Annotated in this window: 16 protein-coding genes and 1 pseudogene; all 17 read right to left on the bottom strand. The window is 64.3% G+C overall.

Annotated elements, in window-relative coordinates; translation table 11 throughout:
* Positions 1-59: 59 nt before the first annotated feature.
* The gene (locus ACLHZ1_RS00215; RefSeq protein WP_427260461.1) at positions 60-1,049 is read right to left on the bottom strand and encodes an FAD-binding oxidoreductase; all 990 of its coding nucleotides are present in this window, start codon (positions 1,047-1,049) and stop codon (positions 60-62) included.
* A gap of 127 nt (positions 1,050-1,176) precedes the next feature.
* A complete protein-coding gene (gene hcp, locus ACLHZ1_RS00210; protein ID WP_427260460.1) occupies positions 1,177-2,826 on the bottom strand; it encodes a hydroxylamine reductase in 1,650 nt (549 codons plus the stop codon).
* A gap of 201 nt (positions 2,827-3,027) precedes the next feature.
* Positions 3,028-3,495: a Dps family protein gene (locus ACLHZ1_RS00205; protein WP_427260458.1), complete on the bottom strand. Its 468-nt coding sequence runs from the start codon at positions 3,493-3,495 to the stop codon at positions 3,028-3,030.
* 114 nt (positions 3,496-3,609) lie between these two features.
* Positions 3,610-4,167, bottom strand: coding sequence for a DUF3833 domain-containing protein (locus ACLHZ1_RS00200; RefSeq protein ID WP_427260457.1), 558 nt, complete (start codon positions 4,165-4,167; stop codon positions 3,610-3,612).
* A 121-nt stretch (positions 4,168-4,288) separates the two neighbouring features.
* Positions 4,289-4,807: a chalcone isomerase family protein gene (locus tag ACLHZ1_RS00195; RefSeq protein ID WP_427260456.1), complete on the bottom strand. Its 519-nt coding sequence runs from the start codon at positions 4,805-4,807 to the stop codon at positions 4,289-4,291.
* Positions 4,764-4,982 carry a TIGR02450 family Trp-rich protein gene (locus tag ACLHZ1_RS00190; RefSeq protein ID WP_427260455.1) on the bottom strand — a complete coding sequence of 73 codons (219 nt, stop codon included), beginning with the start codon at positions 4,980-4,982 and terminating at the stop codon, positions 4,764-4,766. Before ACLHZ1_RS00190 ends, ACLHZ1_RS00195 begins: the two co-directional genes overlap by 44 nt.
* Positions 4,979-5,458 (bottom strand): DUF2878 domain-containing protein, encoded by a 480-nt coding sequence (locus tag ACLHZ1_RS00185; RefSeq protein WP_427260454.1) that lies wholly within the window; start codon positions 5,456-5,458, stop codon positions 4,979-4,981. Before ACLHZ1_RS00185 ends, ACLHZ1_RS00190 begins: the two co-directional genes overlap by 4 nt.
* A 2-nt stretch (positions 5,459-5,460) precedes the next feature.
* The gene (locus ACLHZ1_RS00180; protein ID WP_427260453.1) at positions 5,461-6,717 is read right to left on the bottom strand and encodes a class I SAM-dependent methyltransferase; all 1,257 of its coding nucleotides are present in this window, start codon (positions 6,715-6,717) and stop codon (positions 5,461-5,463) included.
* A gap of 109 nt (positions 6,718-6,826) precedes the next feature.
* Positions 6,827-7,576: a DUF1365 domain-containing protein gene (locus ACLHZ1_RS00175; protein WP_427260452.1), complete on the bottom strand. Its 750-nt coding sequence runs from the start codon at positions 7,574-7,576 to the stop codon at positions 6,827-6,829.
* The gene (locus ACLHZ1_RS00170; RefSeq protein WP_427260451.1) at positions 7,573-8,832 is read right to left on the bottom strand and encodes an NAD(P)/FAD-dependent oxidoreductase; all 1,260 of its coding nucleotides are present in this window, start codon (positions 8,830-8,832) and stop codon (positions 7,573-7,575) included. The genes ACLHZ1_RS00175 and ACLHZ1_RS00170 overlap by 4 nt, the downstream gene beginning before the upstream one ends.
* Positions 8,829-9,563 carry an SDR family NAD(P)-dependent oxidoreductase gene (locus tag ACLHZ1_RS00165; RefSeq protein WP_427260450.1) on the bottom strand — a complete coding sequence of 245 codons (735 nt, stop codon included), beginning with the start codon at positions 9,561-9,563 and terminating at the stop codon, positions 8,829-8,831. The genes ACLHZ1_RS00170 and ACLHZ1_RS00165 overlap by 4 nt, the downstream gene beginning before the upstream one ends.
* Entirely contained in the window at positions 9,560-9,988 is a 429-nt protein-coding gene (locus ACLHZ1_RS00160; protein WP_427260449.1) for a nuclear transport factor 2 family protein, read from the bottom strand. The genes ACLHZ1_RS00165 and ACLHZ1_RS00160 overlap by 4 nt, the downstream gene beginning before the upstream one ends.
* A 1-nt stretch (position 9,989) precedes the next feature.
* A complete protein-coding gene (gene phrB / locus ACLHZ1_RS00155; RefSeq protein WP_427260448.1) occupies positions 9,990-11,423 on the bottom strand; it encodes a deoxyribodipyrimidine photo-lyase in 1,434 nt (477 codons plus the stop codon).
* Positions 11,420-12,307, bottom strand: a complete 888-nt coding sequence (locus ACLHZ1_RS00150) for a MerR family transcriptional regulator (protein WP_427260447.1) — start codon at positions 12,305-12,307, stop codon at positions 11,420-11,422. The genes phrB and ACLHZ1_RS00150 overlap by 4 nt, the downstream gene beginning before the upstream one ends.
* Positions 12,308-12,507: 200 nt before the next feature.
* Positions 12,508-13,452, bottom strand: coding sequence for a YbgA family protein (locus tag ACLHZ1_RS00145; RefSeq protein ID WP_427260446.1), 945 nt, complete (start codon positions 13,450-13,452; stop codon positions 12,508-12,510).
* A gap of 177 nt (positions 13,453-13,629) precedes the next feature.
* Positions 13,630-13,716, bottom strand: a pseudogene (locus ACLHZ1_RS00140) (autotransporter); the annotation flags it as partial.
* Between the two features lie 188 nt (positions 13,717-13,904).
* On the bottom strand, positions 13,905-14,471 hold the full coding sequence (locus ACLHZ1_RS00135; protein ID WP_427260444.1) for a DUF3157 family protein: 567 nt from the start codon (positions 14,469-14,471) through the stop codon (positions 13,905-13,907).
* Positions 14,472-14,522: the final 51 nt, after the last annotated feature.

The raw sequence follows: 14,522 nt of genomic DNA, 5'->3' as shown, positions 1-14,522 counted from the left end.
CTGAGCAAAGTGTACTCGCCCAGCAACAACGGGAAAAGAGTGAGCTGCCAATGGCGCCCTCAGTAGTCGAGGCTGACATCCCCCCTGGCGGTGCAGGAGCAGGCCAGCGCCACCCCGCTCTCCAGATCCTGGGGGCTCAGGGTCATCACGCTCTGACGCTCGATATCCCCTTGTGTGGTGCAGCGACAACTGCCACAAACCCCGGCGCGGCAGGCGGCCATCATGGTCTCCCCCGCCCCTTCCAGCGCCGCCAGCAGGGTCTGCCCCGGCAATATCTTCACCTTCTTGCCGCTCTTCTTCAGGGTCAGCCAGAAATGGTCGCCAGCGGTGACAACCGGTGCCGCCTCGGGCAGACCGAACGACTCCTGATGCAGCTGCGCCGCCGGCAGCCCCAGCTCAACCAGCATGGCGCAGACCGCCGCCATGTAGGGGGCGGGCCCGCACAGATAGACGTGGCGGCTGAGCAAGTCGGGCGCCAGCTCTTTGAGCATGTCCGGACTGAGCCGACCGACCCAGGGGTGAGTCTCGGGGGCTTGCTCCAGCACCAGCGCGTGGCGCACCCCTGGATGAGCCTCGGCCAGGGCGGCCAATTCATCCGCGAAGATCACGTCCTCGGGAGAGCGGGCGCTATGGATAAAGCGGATATCCGCGTCCGGCCGCCTGGCCAATTCGTCCCGCAGCATGGCCCACATGGGGGTGATGCCGGAGCCGGCGCTGAGCAGCAGCGGCCGCTCGCAGGGCAGCGCCGTCAGGTTGAAGTCGCCGAAGGGGCCCTCGGCCCGGATCTCGTCCCCCGGCTGCAGGCTCTGGTGCAGATGGTGGGAGACCCTTCCTACATCCTTGATGGTCACCTGCCAGCACGCGTCCTGCGGGCTGGAGGAGAGGGTGTAGGCGCGGCACAGGGTCTGGCCGTCTATCTCGGTGTGCAGGGTGACGCACTGACCGGCCAGCACGGGGGGCAGCGTGCCCTCGGTGGCGACAAACTGCCAGCTGGTCACATCATGGGTTTCTGCAAGGCGGCCGATGCAGCGCAGGGTGAGAGAGGTCATCGCAAGGCTCCTCTTTTAGAAAGGGGTCGTGAAACTGTGTCATGGAAAAAAGGCGAGCCATCAGGCTCGCCAAACGCTTACAACTTGCTGAGCGTGTAAGACTGGCTATAGCGGCAGCCCGTGCCGATCAAGCCGCCAGGATCTCGGCGAGATCGGCTTCGGCGGTGGTGGTTCCCTTGAGACCAAACTGCTCCTCCAGTACCTTGAGCAGGGCCGGGGTGAGGAAGGCCGGGGCGGTCGGGCCGGTGCGGATGTCTTTGACCCCGAGCGCCAGCAGGGTGAGCAGGATGACGATGGCTTTTTGCTCGAACCAGGAGAGCACCAGGGTCAGCGGCAGATCGTTGACGCCGCACTCGAACGCCTCGGAAAGTGCCAATGCCAACTGGATGGCGGAGTAGGCGTCGTTGCACTGGCCCACGTCCAGCAGGCGCGGGATGCCGCCAATATCGCCGAAATCGAGTTTGTTGAACTTGTATTTGCCACAGCCCAGGGTGAGCAGCAGGCTGTCTTGCGGGATCGCCTTGGCAAACTCGGTGTAGTAGGCGCGCTCGGCGCGGTCGCCGTCACAGCCCCCCACCAGGAAGAAGTGGCTGATCTCCCCGGCCTTGACCTTGTCGATCACCGCGGGGGCGGCTTGCATCAGGGCGTTGCGGGCAAAGCCGATGGTGATGAAGTGCTCGAGCTCAACGTGCTTGAACCCTTCCAGCGCCTGGGCCTTGGCCACCACGGCGGAGAAATCCTCCCCTTCCAGGTGGGTCACGCCGGGCCAGCCGACGATGGAGCGGGTGAAGATGCGATCGCTGTAGTTGCCCACGTTCGGGTCGATGATGCAGTTGGAGGTCATCACCACGGCGCCCGGGAAGTTCGCAAACTCCTTCTGCTGGTTCTGCCAGGCGGAGCCGTAGTTGCCCACCAGGTGCGGGTACTGCTTGAAGAAGGGGTAGGCCATGGCCGGCAGCATCTCGCCATGGGTGTAGACATTGATGCCGGTGCCTGCGGTCTGTTCCAGGATCAGCTTGAGATCCACCATGTCGTGGCCGGAGACCAGGATGCACTTGCCCGGCACCGGGGTGACGCGCACCTGGGTCGGTTCCGGGTGGCCAAAGGCCGTGGTTTCACCGAGATCCAGCATCTCCATGATGCGGAAGTTGAGCAGACCTATGTCCATGGCGCACTTGAACAGGGGATCCAGATCGCTGGGATCCGTGCCGAGCCAGCTCATGATGCGGTGGAATTCGGCCGCCACGGCGCTGTCTTGTTGGTCCAGTACCCGGGCGTGCTCCATGTAGGCGGCGGCGCCCTTGAGGCCGTAGAGGCAGAGCAGGCGCAGCCCCATGATGTCTTCGTTGACTTCGTTCTTGCCGCGATTGACCGCGGTCTGGGGCGCCTGGGCCAGCTGGGCCAGCAGATCGACACCCGGCTCGAAGCGGGCGGCGGCGGGCAGCTCGGCAAGCTGCACCGCCAGCGCGGCCAGACGGTCGGCCAGTTGCTGGCGATAGACCAGCGCCTGGTTGACGTAGTCGACGATGCGGGCCGAGTCGAAGTTGACGTTGGTGAGGGTGGCGAAGAAGGCCTTGGGCACGAAGGCGTCGATCTCGTCATCGACCATGCCGTGCTCGCGGGCCACCAACGCCCAGGCACTGAGGCCTTGCAGCGTATAAATCAGCACATCCTGCAGATCCGAGGTCTCAGCCGTCTTGCCACACATGCCTTGTGCATAGGCGCAGCCATTGCCTGCGGGGGTACGAATTGTCTGTTCACATTGCACACAAAACATCATGTCTCTCCTAATTGGACATTTCAGTTGTCTGTTTTGTGGCGATTCTATTCCTCCGGTTTAAAACTTAATAGGCATTCAATTTACCAATTAACATTTCATTGATGCAGATCAAAAGAAAAAAGCCGCCCGAAGGGGCGGCAAATGGGTGGATAATCAGACAGGAAAAGGAAGCCATTCAGGGTATGGGCAACTGAGCACTCAATCCAGATAGGCCCGCAGCATCCAGACCAGTTTCTCCTGCTGCTGGATGTAGTCCGAGAGCTGGGAGGCCGTGCCTTCGTCCCCCGCCTCGCTGGCCAGTTTCAGGATGCGGCGCTGGGCGCCGAGCAGCTCACGGAAGCCCTCCAGCAGGGAGCCGATGCAGCCGGGACCGTCGTGCAGGCCCTTGCTCTCCGCGATGGCGGAGACCTTCAGGTAGTCGCTGAAGCTGTGCAGGGGCACGCTATCCAGGGTCAGGATACGCTCGGCCAGGGCATCGACCTTCAGCAACAGGTCGTTGTAGATCTCCTCGAACTTCAGATGCAGCTCGAAGAAGTGGCTGCCGCGGATGTTCCAGTGGAAGCCGCGGACATTCATGTAGAGGATCTGGTAGCTGGCCAACAGTTGATTCAGCTCGGTTGCCAGGGCTTGAGATTGGGCGGCGTCTAGGCCTATCGGGTTCTTCATCATGCACCTCCAGATTGGAAAACAGGCTCAGCTTAGCGCGCACGAGACTCAAAAGGTAATAGTTGCTAGCTGAGTCATTGATAGCGATGGACTATCAATCAGGGGCCGATGGCCTCAAGGTGCGGCGAGGGGGTCGGTGCGCTCGATATAGAGGAGCACCTCACCCAGGTAGATGCCGAACTTGCTGATCTCGGCCCGGTTGATCAGGCGATCTTGATCCAGCAGGTACATCCAGTCATCGAAGCTCACCCGCACCACCTCCCCGTCCGGCAGGGCCAGATCGAGCCGATAGCGCCAGTTCAGGGCGAAACCTGCCGTCTTGCCCACCGCCTCCCCCACCACGTCCGAGGCGGTGCCGCGCCAGTGCCCATCCGCCCCCTTGCTCAAAAACCAGGTGCGGGTCTGCTGACGGCCGTCATCGAAATAGAACTGCTCGAACAGCTCCCCCTTGCCCGCTCGCCAGCGCCCCTGCATCTCGACCCGAAAGCGACTGGTCACTTCGCCGCTACGGTCCGTCACCAGGCCATGGGCCACCAGCTTGCCGTCGAAGAAGCGGGCGAGATCCCAGTTCGGCCCCTGGCCACGGTAGGCATCCAGGCTGGTGCCACAACCGCCGAGAAGCAACATCAGGGAGAGCATCAGGCCACGCCAGCGGCCGCTAGATAAGGTCATGTCAGACTCCGGATTGCAATAAGGGGAAGCGCCGCCTCGGCTGAATGCCAGCGCAGACGGCTGTCCATGGTCGTCATCACTCGGTCAATACGACGGGATGGCCACGGCGATCGCCGAGGGCTCAAGGCTGGCCACGCAGACGCCGGGTCAGCGCGGGATCCCGGCTGTTGTCCGCCAGCCAGATGGCGAGAAAGGCGGCGGAAAAACCGGGCTCCGCGATGCGGCCAAGGGACCTGTCTCGCAGCCAGAGCTCTCCCTGCCCCTGCTCATCGACGTAAAAAGTGAGCCTGTCCCCCGCCTTCACGTCGGGCAGCACACCGGACAGCGCCGCCAGCCAGCGGGCCTGGGCCTGGCTGTTCCCTGGTGCCAACCGCTGCCACTCCTGGGCGGTAGCATCCAGGATATCCTGCCTGTCTATGTCCCTGACATAGGTGAGGGAGAGGGCCTGGGGATAACGGCGCGGCCCATAGCGGCCATCCTGGCTGTAGAGGGTGGCATCATAGAGCTTGAACCAGAGCCAGTGCATCTCCCCCTGTCCGACGGGGCGCAGCTGCTGCCAGGGGGCAGCCCAACTCAAGGTGCTCCAGCAGAGCAGGCTAATGCCAACCCATGTGCCAACGAGTGGGATCTTCGAGTTCATGCCAGTCCAGCTCCTGTTCTTGCAGGGTATTGATGTCCTGCATCACCACGCTCGCCAGTTGACCTCTCGCATCCCGCTGGCAGGCCACCACCAGGTAGAAGCGGTCGGCCAGCTCGTACTGGCTCTCCTTGGTCCATTTGGAAAACAACAAGGCGTCGGTCGAAAAGGTGTTCATGTCGCGTCACCCTCCAGCGTCACCGTTGCCCACACCAGTACGGGCAACCACCCCATCCAGATCACCGCCAGCAGCGCCGTGCTGATCCAGATGCCCCAGGGTAAGTGTACGGCCCCCATCGCCGCCCCCGCCACATAGGAGCTCGCTCCCCCCACCATGCCAAGCAGCGCCTGCTGCCAGCGAGCCAGGCGCCGCAGCCAACCCATGCCATGGGAGAGGGTCAGGGCAAAGCCGAGCCAGAGCAGCCCCAGCCAGAGGGGGAAGCCGGCCGGAAACTGGAACAGGCCCAGCCGCCAGAGGATCACATCCAGCAGACAACCTGCCAGGGCAACGGGAATGAGCCGCCAATCTTGCCGGCGACGAGGAGAGAAGAGGAAATGAAGCAACAGCATCAGCAGCAGCGGGCCCGGTTGCTGCCATTTCACCGCCAGCAACCAGTAGAGGTTGAACCCCAGCAGATGGGCCCACTGCCACATGGTCAGTGACCGCTCACTGGCAGGTCGCCGGACCAGCCGAGCGGCCCCGGCTTGGCCGCCTCCAGCTGCACCAGGCTGATGGCCCGCTCCCAGAATCCCCCCTCGCAGTAGGCGAAATAGAAGTGCCACAGCCGGATGAAGTCCTGGCTGTAGCCGAGCCTTGGCAGCTCGGGGGCCAGCGCCAGGAAACGCTCGCACCAGTGGGCCAGGGTGCGGGCGTAGTGGTGACCGTGATCGTGCAGCCGCACCAGCTGCATGTCGGTTTCGCGCGCCAGCAATCCCGCCATCTGGGAGACGCTGGGCAGGCAGCCGCCAGGGAAGATGTAGCGCTGGATGAAGTCCACCCCGCGCAGATACTGGGCGTGGCGCTGATCGGCGATGGTGATGGCCTGGATCAGCAGGCGGCCACCGGGCTTGAGCAGGCGCGACAGCTGGCGAAAGTAATCCGGCAGGAAGGCGTGCCCCACCGCCTCAATCATCTCGATGGAGACCAGCTTGTCGAAGCATCCCTCCAGCTTGCGGTAATCCTCCAGCAGCAAGGTAATGCGATCCTCCAGTCCCTCCCGGGCAATCCACTCCTTTGCGTAATCATGCTGGGCCTGGGAGATGGTGGTGGTGGTCACCCGGCAGCCGTAATGGCGGGCGGCATAGACGGCGAGGCCGCCCCAGCCGGTACCTATCTCCAGCAGGTGATCCTCCGGCCCCAGTTCGAGCCGCTCGCAGATGGTGCGCAGCTTGGCCTGCTGCCCCTGCTCAAGGGTGGCCTCGGCGCTCGGGTAGATGGCGCTCGAATACTGCATGTGGCTGTCGAGGAAGCCCTGATAGAGGGTATTGCCGAGATCATAGTGGGCGGCGATGTTGGATCGCGATCCGGTCAGGGTGTTTCGATTGAGCAAGTGGCGCACCTTGTTGAAGGGGAAGCTGAGCCAGCCGAGCCGCCGCTCCAGGGTGTCGAGCAGCGTCAGGTTGCGGGCCAGCAGCCGCACCAGGGCCACCGGATCCGGGCTGGTCCAGAGTCCCTCCACCCAGGTTTCCCCAGCGGCGATGCTGCCCCCCAGCAACAGGCGGCGATAGAAGGCAGGATCCTGCACCATCACCTCGGCATGGAGATCTGTGCCCGCCACCCCGAAGCCGTGGCGCTCGCTGCCGTCGTGCAGCAGCAGCTGGCCGTGTTCGAGGCGTCCCAGCAGACTGAGCAGCAGTTGCCTGGCCCCCTTGTCGATGAAAGAGGCAGAGAGGGTTGATTGAGCAAGTTCCATTAGCGGCTCTCCGAGTGGGTGAATATAAAAGAGGTTCGTTTGATACGAACCCGCATCCTAGGCTGCGGACAACGACTGAAAGCTGTAATACGCGAGAAGGTCGGCTTCATCAGCGGCTCTCCGGGTGGTTGAAGATCGGGGTGCGTTTGACAAAGAGTCGCAGGGCCTGCCAGTAGATGCCGAGCAGCACCTTGAGGGTCATCCAGGGCCAGCGCACCAGCAGGGCCGCGAGCCCGCTGCGGCACAAAGGCGCCCGGCGCAGGGCCAGGGTGGCGTCGAACAGCTTGGCCTCACCGGATACGGGGTGGCTCTCGATATGGATCAGCGTCTCCTGCGCCGGCGCCCTGATGCGCCAGTGGTAGCGCATGGCCAGCCCCATGAAGGGAGAGACGTGAAAGTCCTTGTCATGGGGTGCCAGGGCCGCCAGATCCAGCAGGTAGTAATGGCGCTCGTTCCAGGGGGTGTTCGACACCTCCGCCAGCAGGTAACGGGTCTCCCCCGCCCGATCGCAGAAGTAGAAGTTGACCGGGCTGAAGTAGAAGCCCAGGCAGCGCACGTTGCCGAGCAGCAGCACCCGACCGTCCGGCTCGGCACTGCCACCAAGGGCGCTCACCTTGTCCCACACCGCCTGCTTGAGGCTGCCCTCACCGCCCCCCAGATAGTCGCGGCGGCGAAAGGAGAGCAGCCCGGCCTGCTCCACGCCGAACCAGCGCCCCTGGCTGAGCCCCGGCAGCTCGTCCAGATCCAGCCCCAGCATGAAGAGGCTGTAGGAGAAGGCATGGGGCCTGGGGGCGAAGCGGCGATGGCGCACCGAGCCCCGCCAGATGGCGCTGATGGTGTCGTCGCCGGCGGCCGTCATAGGCGGGCTCCGAAGCGCGCGGCCACGTCCAGGGCGCTGCGCACCCCGTCCTCGTGAAAGCCGTTGTACCAGTAAGCGCCGCAGAAGTGGGTGTGCTGGCGGCCGCAGATCTCGGCCCGGCGCTGCTGGGCGGCGATGGAGGCCTGATTGAAGACCGGATGATGATAGACGAAACGGCGCAGCACCTTGCTCTCGTCCACCCGGCCCTGGGGGTTGAGGCTGACGCAGAAGGGCTGGGGCGAGCTTATCCCCTGCAGGATGTTCATGTTGTAGCTCACCAGGGGGCGCGCCTCGTCGTCCTCCCCGAGCAGATAGTTCCAGCTGGCCCAGGCCTTGCGGCGAGTGGGCAAACAGCTGACATCGGTGTGGAGCCAGACGTCGTTGGCCTGATAGGCCATGGCGCCGAGAATGGCCTGCTCCCGCTCGCTTGCATCCACCAGCAGGGCCAGAGCCTGATCGCTGTGACAGGCGAAGATCACCTCGTCAAAGGACTCCTCCCCGTGGCGGCTCTGGACCTGCACCCCTTCGGCCGTGCGCCGCACCCCCAGCACAGGGCTGGCGAGGCGGATCCGCGTCTGCCAGCCTGCCGTGAGCGGCGCTATGTACTCTCGCGAGCCCCCCGGGATCACGTACCACTGGGGACGATTGGCCACCTCGAGCAGGCCGTGGTTGGCAAAGAATCGCAGGAAGAAACCCAGGGGAAAGGCACGCATGTCCGCCAGGGTGGAGGACCAGATGGCCGCCCCCATGGGCAGGATATAGTGGCGGGCGAAGTAGTCGCTGAACCGTCCCCGTTGCAGGAAATCCCCCAGGGTCGGTTCGCTGCCGTTTTCCGGGCGGGTCTTGTCCGCCAGCCAGGCGCGGGCCTCCCGGTTGAAGCGCAGTATCTCGGCGACAAAGCGGTAAAAGCGCGGGCTCAGCAGGTTGCTGCGCTGGGCAAACAGGGTGTCCAGGTTGTGGCCGTTGTACTCCAGCCCCGCCGGGCTCTTGACCGAGAAGCTCATCTCGGTGGGCTGGCGCGCCACCCCGATGCGTTTGAGCAACGTGAGGAAATTGGGATAGGTGCGATCGTTGAAGACAATGAAACCTGTGTCGATGGCATAGCTGCGACCGGCCTGAGTCACATCGACGGTGGCGGTGTGGCCCCCCAGGATAGGGGCCGCTTCGAACAGGGTGACGTCGTGCAGCTTGTGGAGCAGAAAACCGGCGCTGAGACCCGAGATCCCGGAACCTATGATGGCAATCTTTTTCTTCATGAAGGGGATCCTTTCGAGGTGAGGGTACGACCGAGGCGCAACCAGAGCCCGGTCGGCAAGGCGCCTAGCAGGCGCAGCAGCCAGATGAAGCGACGGGGAAAATGGACCTGGTGGCGACCGGCGGCCAGCCCGGCCATGATGGCGCGAGAGGCCTCCTCCACCGTCACCAGACAGGGCATGGGAAAATCGTTCTTCGCGGTGAGCGGCGTGCGGACAAAGCCCGGGCGAACAAGGCTCACCCCTATGCCCCGGGTCGCGAGATCCAGACGCAGGGTATCGGCCAGATAGTCGAGGGCCGCCTTGGAAGCGCCATAGGCCTCGGCCCTTGGCAGCGGCAGCCAGCTCACCGACGAGCTGACGATGGCGAGCCGAGACCCTGCCGCCAGCCGTGGCAAGAAGGCGGCCAGGGCGTGGCCGGTGGCAATGAGGTTGGTCTCGATCACCCGGGCAAAGAGGGCGCCGTCGAACCCCTCTGCCACATCCATGTATTCGCAATTGCCGGCGTTGAGGATCACCAGATCCAGGGCGGGCAGGCCGGCGGCGACCTCGGCCATGGCGACGCTGTCCCTTGCATCGAACTGCAATGGGGTGATCCCCGCATCCGCCAATGCCTGCAAGCGCCCCTCATCCCGGCCACAGCCCCACACCTGCCAGCCGGCGCGTCGGTAGTCCAGCGCCAGCTGGCGGCCGATACCGGAGCTGGCCCCGGTGATCAGTACCCGTCCGCTCATGATCCCAGCCTCCCCTTGATGGTGCGCACCAGGGGGCCGAGCAGCGGCAACTGCTCGTAGAGCATGGCGCCCAGATCGAAGTAGTCCCGGTGCAGGCACACCTTGCCCTCTTGGTCGAACTCGAGGCGGGTGGCCCCTTCCACCCTGATGGGCTCGCCGCCTCGCAGCCTGGGGTGGGAGAAGGTCATGGTCCAGCCGAGCCAGGCCCCCAGCCCCTGCTGCTGCTGACCCGTTACCTCGAAGCGGCAATAGGCGAGGCGCTGATAGAGGGCGGCAAAATAGTCGGTGAGCGCCGCCAGTCCCTCGATGCGGTGGGCCGGATCAATGAAGACCACCCTCTGGGCATAGACATCGGGCAGGCGATGCAGCTGCTGCCTGTCCAGTTGCTGATAGAGGGCGATAAAGCGGGCCAGCGGATCCTTCATCCTATTTCTCCAGGTTTCGAAACATCTCGATGGCCTTCACCCGTGCGAGGGCGTGATCCACCATGGGGGTCGGGTAGTTTCTTTCCCCTTTGAGTCTCAACCAATCATGGGGTTGATGTATATAGGCAGGGGGAACATCGGCCAGTTCTTTCACCCAAGTACGGATAAAGTCCCCTTGTGGATCAAATCGTTGCCCCTGAGTGGTCGGATTGAACACCCGAAAGTAGGGGGCCGCATCGGCGCCTGTGCCCGCCGCCCACTGCCAGCCGCCATTGTTGGCCGCCAGATCGCCATCGATGAGCCGGCTCATGAAGTAATCCTCCCCGAGCCGCCAGTGGATATGCAGATCCTTGGTGAGGAAGCTCGCCACTATCATCCGCAGCCGGTTGTGCATCCAGCCGGTGGCGTTGAGGCAGCGCATGGCGGCGTCTACCACGGGGTAGCCGGTGCGCCCCTCGCACCAGGCGGCGAAGGCATCCGGATCCCAGCTCCAGGGCAGGGCCGCGGTCTCGGGCTTGAAGGGGCGATTCATGGAGAGGCTCGGCACCCGCACCAGCAGGTGGCGGTAGAACTCGCGCCAGATGAGCTCATTGAGCCAGACGAAACCGGGCTGCGCCTTGGACTGGGGGCGGCAGCCTAGCCGCTGCTGCAGGGCCGCCACGCACTGGCGGGCGCTGATGATGCCCGCCGCCAGATAGGGGGAGAGCACGGACGTGCCTGCCTGCGCCGGAAAATCCCGGGTCTCGCCGTAGTCCAGCACCCCCTGATCCAGGAAGGCGTGCAGCCGCCGCAGGGCCTCGGCCTCCCCCACGGGCCAGCGGGGATCCGGGGTCGTCTCCCCGAGCGCCTCATCGGCAAAGGCCCTCTCGGCCAGTGGCTGCCAGGGCAGGGGGTCGCCCCGCGGCGCCGGAGCCCGGTGGATGACGAAGCCATCCTCATCCAGCGCCTTGAGCCAGGCGCGACTGAAGGGGGTGAACACCTTGAACATCTCCCCCGATCCGGTCAGCACCCTCCCGGGCGGCAGCACGCAGCAGCCGTTGAACCAGTGACAACTCACCCCCTGCCGTGCCAGCGCGGTGGTGACGGCGCCATCGCGGCGCAGCTCGTCTATCTCGATGGCCTGATTGGCATAGAGCTGGGTGACGCCAAGCTGGCGCGTCAGATCCGCCAATGCCGCCGGAGTCTCGGCAAAGGTCTCGACCCGCAGCAGATGCAGCACTATGCCGAGGGCCGCCAGCTCGCGCCCCAGCGCATCCACCTGGGCCAGGATGAAACGCTGGCGAATGGGGGCCAGCTTGTGCGCCCGCCACTGGGCCGGGGAGATGACAAAGAGGGCCGCCACCGGCTCGTCACCGGCCCCGGCGTTCCCGCAGCACGAGCGCAGGGCCGGGTTGTCCGCCAGACGCAGATCGTTGCGAAACCAGACCAGCCTCATGATTTCTTGCTCCCGCGCCCGCTCAAGCCGCGCGTGGCAGGCTTGTCTGCTATCGCCTCGGCCAGGGTCGCCCGCCAGCCGTGCTGGCTCAACCAGTCGGCATCGTAGAGACGCCCCAGCTCGCCAAAGAAGCGGGTGCCGGCGGGCCAGTCGGCGGCCAGATCCGGCTTGCCGAGTCCAGCCCCCAGCAGCACCCGCCAGGGGGTGGCGGCGCGCCCTTCCAGCAGGGCGACGTGACGGGGCTCCACCGCCCCCAGCAGTTGTACCTCATAGCCCTGACCGATGAGCTCGTACGCGGCCCAGACCAGATCGAGCGGGCCCACCTGGCCCCAGCTCGCCAGGGTGACGGGGACGCCCTTCTCCTGCTCGATGAGGTGGCGGGCGAAGCGGGTGTGAAGCCAGCCCAGCCACACCTGTTGCAGCAGCTCGCCATCGGGACGCTCGCGCCACAGGCCGAGCAGCCGCTCCACCAGGGGTTGCAGCACCCGGCTGCGTACCAGCTCGAACGGATAGCTCGCCAACAGATCGTTCAGCTCGGCCTCCGCCTTGCGCTGGTTGAAGGCGAGCAGCGCCTGACTCAATTGCTCCAGGGTCTGCTGCCAGTGATCGTTCACCGGCTGGGACTGGGGCTCGCTCAATAGCCCCTTGACCTGGCCTATGCTCACCCCCCGCTCCAGCCAGCTCAGGATCTCGCCTATCTGGCGGATATCCTGCTCGCTGTAGAGGCGGTGCCCCTTGTCGGTGCGGGCGGGCTGCACCAGGCCGTAGCGGCGCTGCCAGGCGCGCAGGGTGACGGCATTGACCCCGGTGAGGCGGGAGACCTCGCGGATGGGGTAGATCCCCTCATCCGGTTTGGCGGCATCATCTTGTGGTAAATCTGACATGGTTACTTCCGTTCAACAGGGTATGGGCGCCCCGGCCGCTGACAACGCGCCGGGGCGACAAGCTGGGGTCATAGCCCGTAGCGCAGCTTGAGCGTATCGGGGTGCGGCTTTGGATAGAGCTGATCTCGCCATTCTCAAAGCCCGTAACGCAACTTGAGCGTATCGGGGTGCGGGTTGAGATAGACCTGATCTGGCCATTCTCAAAGCCCGTAACGCAGCTTGAGCGTATCGGGATGGGGATTGAGATAGACCTGATCCGCGAGATAGGGATTGGGGTATTCCCGCAGGTAGTGGCGGATCAGGGTGAGGGGCACCAGCAGCGGGAAGACGCCGGTGCGGTACTTGTCTATGGTGTCGGCAAGCTCCTGCTTCTGGGCCGGGGTCAGCACCCGCTTGAAATAGCCCTGCAGATGCATCAGCACATTGGTGTGGCTGCGGCGGTTGGCGCGAAGGGTCAGCGCCGCCATCAAGCCCTGGATATAGCCGCCCGCCACCTCCTGCAGGTTGGCCTTGCCGAGGTTGCCCAGCAGCTTGCCCAGCGCCCGGTAGTGGCTGGTGGCGTGGGAGAGCACCAGATACTTGTAGCGGGAATGAAAGCGGATGAGGGCGGCGGCGGTGATCCCGCGGGCGCAGAGTTGCTGCCAGTCGTGATAGGCGAACACCCTCAGCACGAAGTTCTCCCGCAGTATGGGGTCGCACAGGCGGCCGTCTTCTTCCACCGGCAGCAGGGGGTTGGCCTCCATCAGCGCCTTGGCAAAGAGACCAATTCCCTCCTTGGCGCTCCCCTCATTGTTGGCACCATAGATGCGCACCCGCTCCATGCCGCAGCTGGGGGATTTGGCGCAGAGGATGTAGCCGGAGAGAAAATCGAGCTGACGGGCTTTTTGCTCGCTGAAGGCAATGAGCTGGTCGGTGACGTCGAAGCTGCCGTTGCTCGCCTCGGCCCGCACCTCCCCCTGGCGCTTGACCAGGCGGATGGCGGCGCGCGGGGCGCCGAGGCCAATGGCCATCTCGGGGCAGACGGGGTGATACTCGAAGTGAGCGCCAAGATCCCGTTCGCAGAAACTGGAGCGTTTGTGGCCCCCGTCGAACCGCACTTCCTGACCCAGCAGACAGGCACTGATACCGACCTTGATCTTGTACATGATGGCGCTCCTTGTATAAGCATTGACTCAGTTATAGCAGTTATACAAAGAAATGGAAGTTGTATAACTATTGCCAACCGATACGACGCCGGAACGAGAACAGGATCACCGGAAAATAAAAAAAGCCCATGACGACGTCATGGGCGGGAGCGGGGGCATGGAGGAAGGGTGCGGGGATCAGAAGTGGTACTTCACCCCCAGGCTGGTGATGGAGCCTTGCTGCAGATCCCAGCGGCGATAGGTGTAGTCGGCGGCCAGGGTCAGGATGGAAAGCGTGATTTTTTTCATTGTGATGACGCTTCGTTGCGATGGAGCCATAGTGTCGAGCCCCCCTAAAAATGCCGAGGGACAAGCGGTTGCCAAACCATGTCAGAGGTAAGCAACTGTTGCTGTCTGCCGTCACCTGCCGTTTCAATAAATAAAAAACCTCCCGCAGGAGGTTTTGTCAGATCTTAGCGAAACACCACTTCATCGATCTCGACTCGCACCAGGGGCCGCTCCCCCTGCCCGGCCGGTTTCGCCATCTCAATCTCGAGGGAGGGACGCGCCTCCCCCTTGCGCAGGTAGGTCTCGGGCAGGCGATTCTCGGCGACCCAGAAGCGGGCCTCCTGGCGCGAGAGCTGAACCCCCTGCAGGTCGAACAGGCTGACATGACCGCGCACCCCCACCACGTTGCGGCTGCCGGTGTTGTGCACCATGAAGCGCAGCCGATAGGGATCTCCCGCCGTCAGCTGATCAAGGGTGACCACGACACCGTCGCGGGCGGCCTCGCTCAGCAAGGCGGGATTGGCCAGGGCCTGTTCGGTCAGTACCGGGGCAGCCACCGTCCGGGGGGCGCGCTCCTCCTGCACGCCGACCGCCGCGCCGGCACTGGCCGGCTTGACCAGCAGATACTCCCAGCTGAAGTCATCATTGAGTTGCACCACACGGCCGTCGGCCAGGGTCACCTGGGTGAGCGGGGCGGCCTGAGCCAGCACGGGGCCGAGGGAGAGGAGCAGCAGCAGGGGAAGGGCTTTCATGGCATTCCTGTTGGGCAAAGACAAAGAGGGGCGCCAGTATAAACAGTCGCC

Origin of the sequence: Aeromonas sobria (assembly GCF_050266975.1) — a bacterium.
Lineage (GTDB): Bacteria > Pseudomonadota > Gammaproteobacteria > Enterobacterales > Aeromonadaceae > Aeromonas > Aeromonas sobria_B.
This window is presented reverse-complemented; position numbering and strand designations above follow the sequence as displayed.

Excerpts from the sequence above, each read along its gene's own strand:
- hcp (WP_427260460.1), bottom strand. The coding sequence starts at position 2,826 with ATGTTTTGTGTGCAATGTGAACAGACAATTCGTACCCCCGCAGGCAAT.
- ACLHZ1_RS00190 (WP_427260455.1), bottom strand. The coding sequence starts at position 4,982 with ATGAACACCTTTTCGACCGACGCCTTGTTGTTTTCCAAATGGACCAAG.
- phrB (WP_427260448.1), bottom strand. The coding sequence starts at position 11,423 with ATGAGGCTGGTCTGGTTTCGCAACGATCTGCGTCTGGCGGACAACCCG.
- ACLHZ1_RS00145 (WP_427260446.1), bottom strand. The coding sequence starts at position 13,452 with ATGTACAAGATCAAGGTCGGTATCAGTGCCTGTCTGCTGGGTCAGGAA.
- ACLHZ1_RS00180 (WP_427260453.1), bottom strand. The coding sequence starts at position 6,717 with ATGGAACTTGCTCAATCAACCCTCTCTGCCTCTTTCATCGACAAGGGG.
- ACLHZ1_RS00170 (WP_427260451.1), bottom strand. The coding sequence starts at position 8,832 with ATGAAGAAAAAGATTGCCATCATAGGTTCCGGGATCTCGGGTCTCAGC.
- ACLHZ1_RS00205 (WP_427260458.1), bottom strand. The coding sequence starts at position 3,495 with ATGAAGAACCCGATAGGCCTAGACGCCGCCCAATCTCAAGCCCTGGCA.
- ACLHZ1_RS00135 (WP_427260444.1), bottom strand. The coding sequence starts at position 14,471 with ATGAAAGCCCTTCCCCTGCTGCTGCTCCTCTCCCTCGGCCCCGTGCTG.
- ACLHZ1_RS00175 (WP_427260452.1), bottom strand. The coding sequence starts at position 7,576 with ATGACGGCCGCCGGCGACGACACCATCAGCGCCATCTGGCGGGGCTCG.
- ACLHZ1_RS00185 (WP_427260454.1), bottom strand. The coding sequence starts at position 5,458 with ATGTGGCAGTGGGCCCATCTGCTGGGGTTCAACCTCTACTGGTTGCTG.
- ACLHZ1_RS00195 (WP_427260456.1), bottom strand. The coding sequence starts at position 4,807 with ATGAACTCGAAGATCCCACTCGTTGGCACATGGGTTGGCATTAGCCTG.
- ACLHZ1_RS00200 (WP_427260457.1), bottom strand. The coding sequence starts at position 4,167 with ATGACCTTATCTAGCGGCCGCTGGCGTGGCCTGATGCTCTCCCTGATG.
- ACLHZ1_RS00165 (WP_427260450.1), bottom strand. The coding sequence starts at position 9,563 with ATGAGCGGACGGGTACTGATCACCGGGGCCAGCTCCGGTATCGGCCGC.
- ACLHZ1_RS00160 (WP_427260449.1), bottom strand. The coding sequence starts at position 9,988 with ATGAAGGATCCGCTGGCCCGCTTTATCGCCCTCTATCAGCAACTGGAC.
- ACLHZ1_RS00215 (WP_427260461.1), bottom strand. The coding sequence starts at position 1,049 with ATGACCTCTCTCACCCTGCGCTGCATCGGCCGCCTTGCAGAAACCCAT.
- ACLHZ1_RS00150 (WP_427260447.1), bottom strand. The coding sequence starts at position 12,307 with ATGTCAGATTTACCACAAGATGATGCCGCCAAACCGGATGAGGGGATC.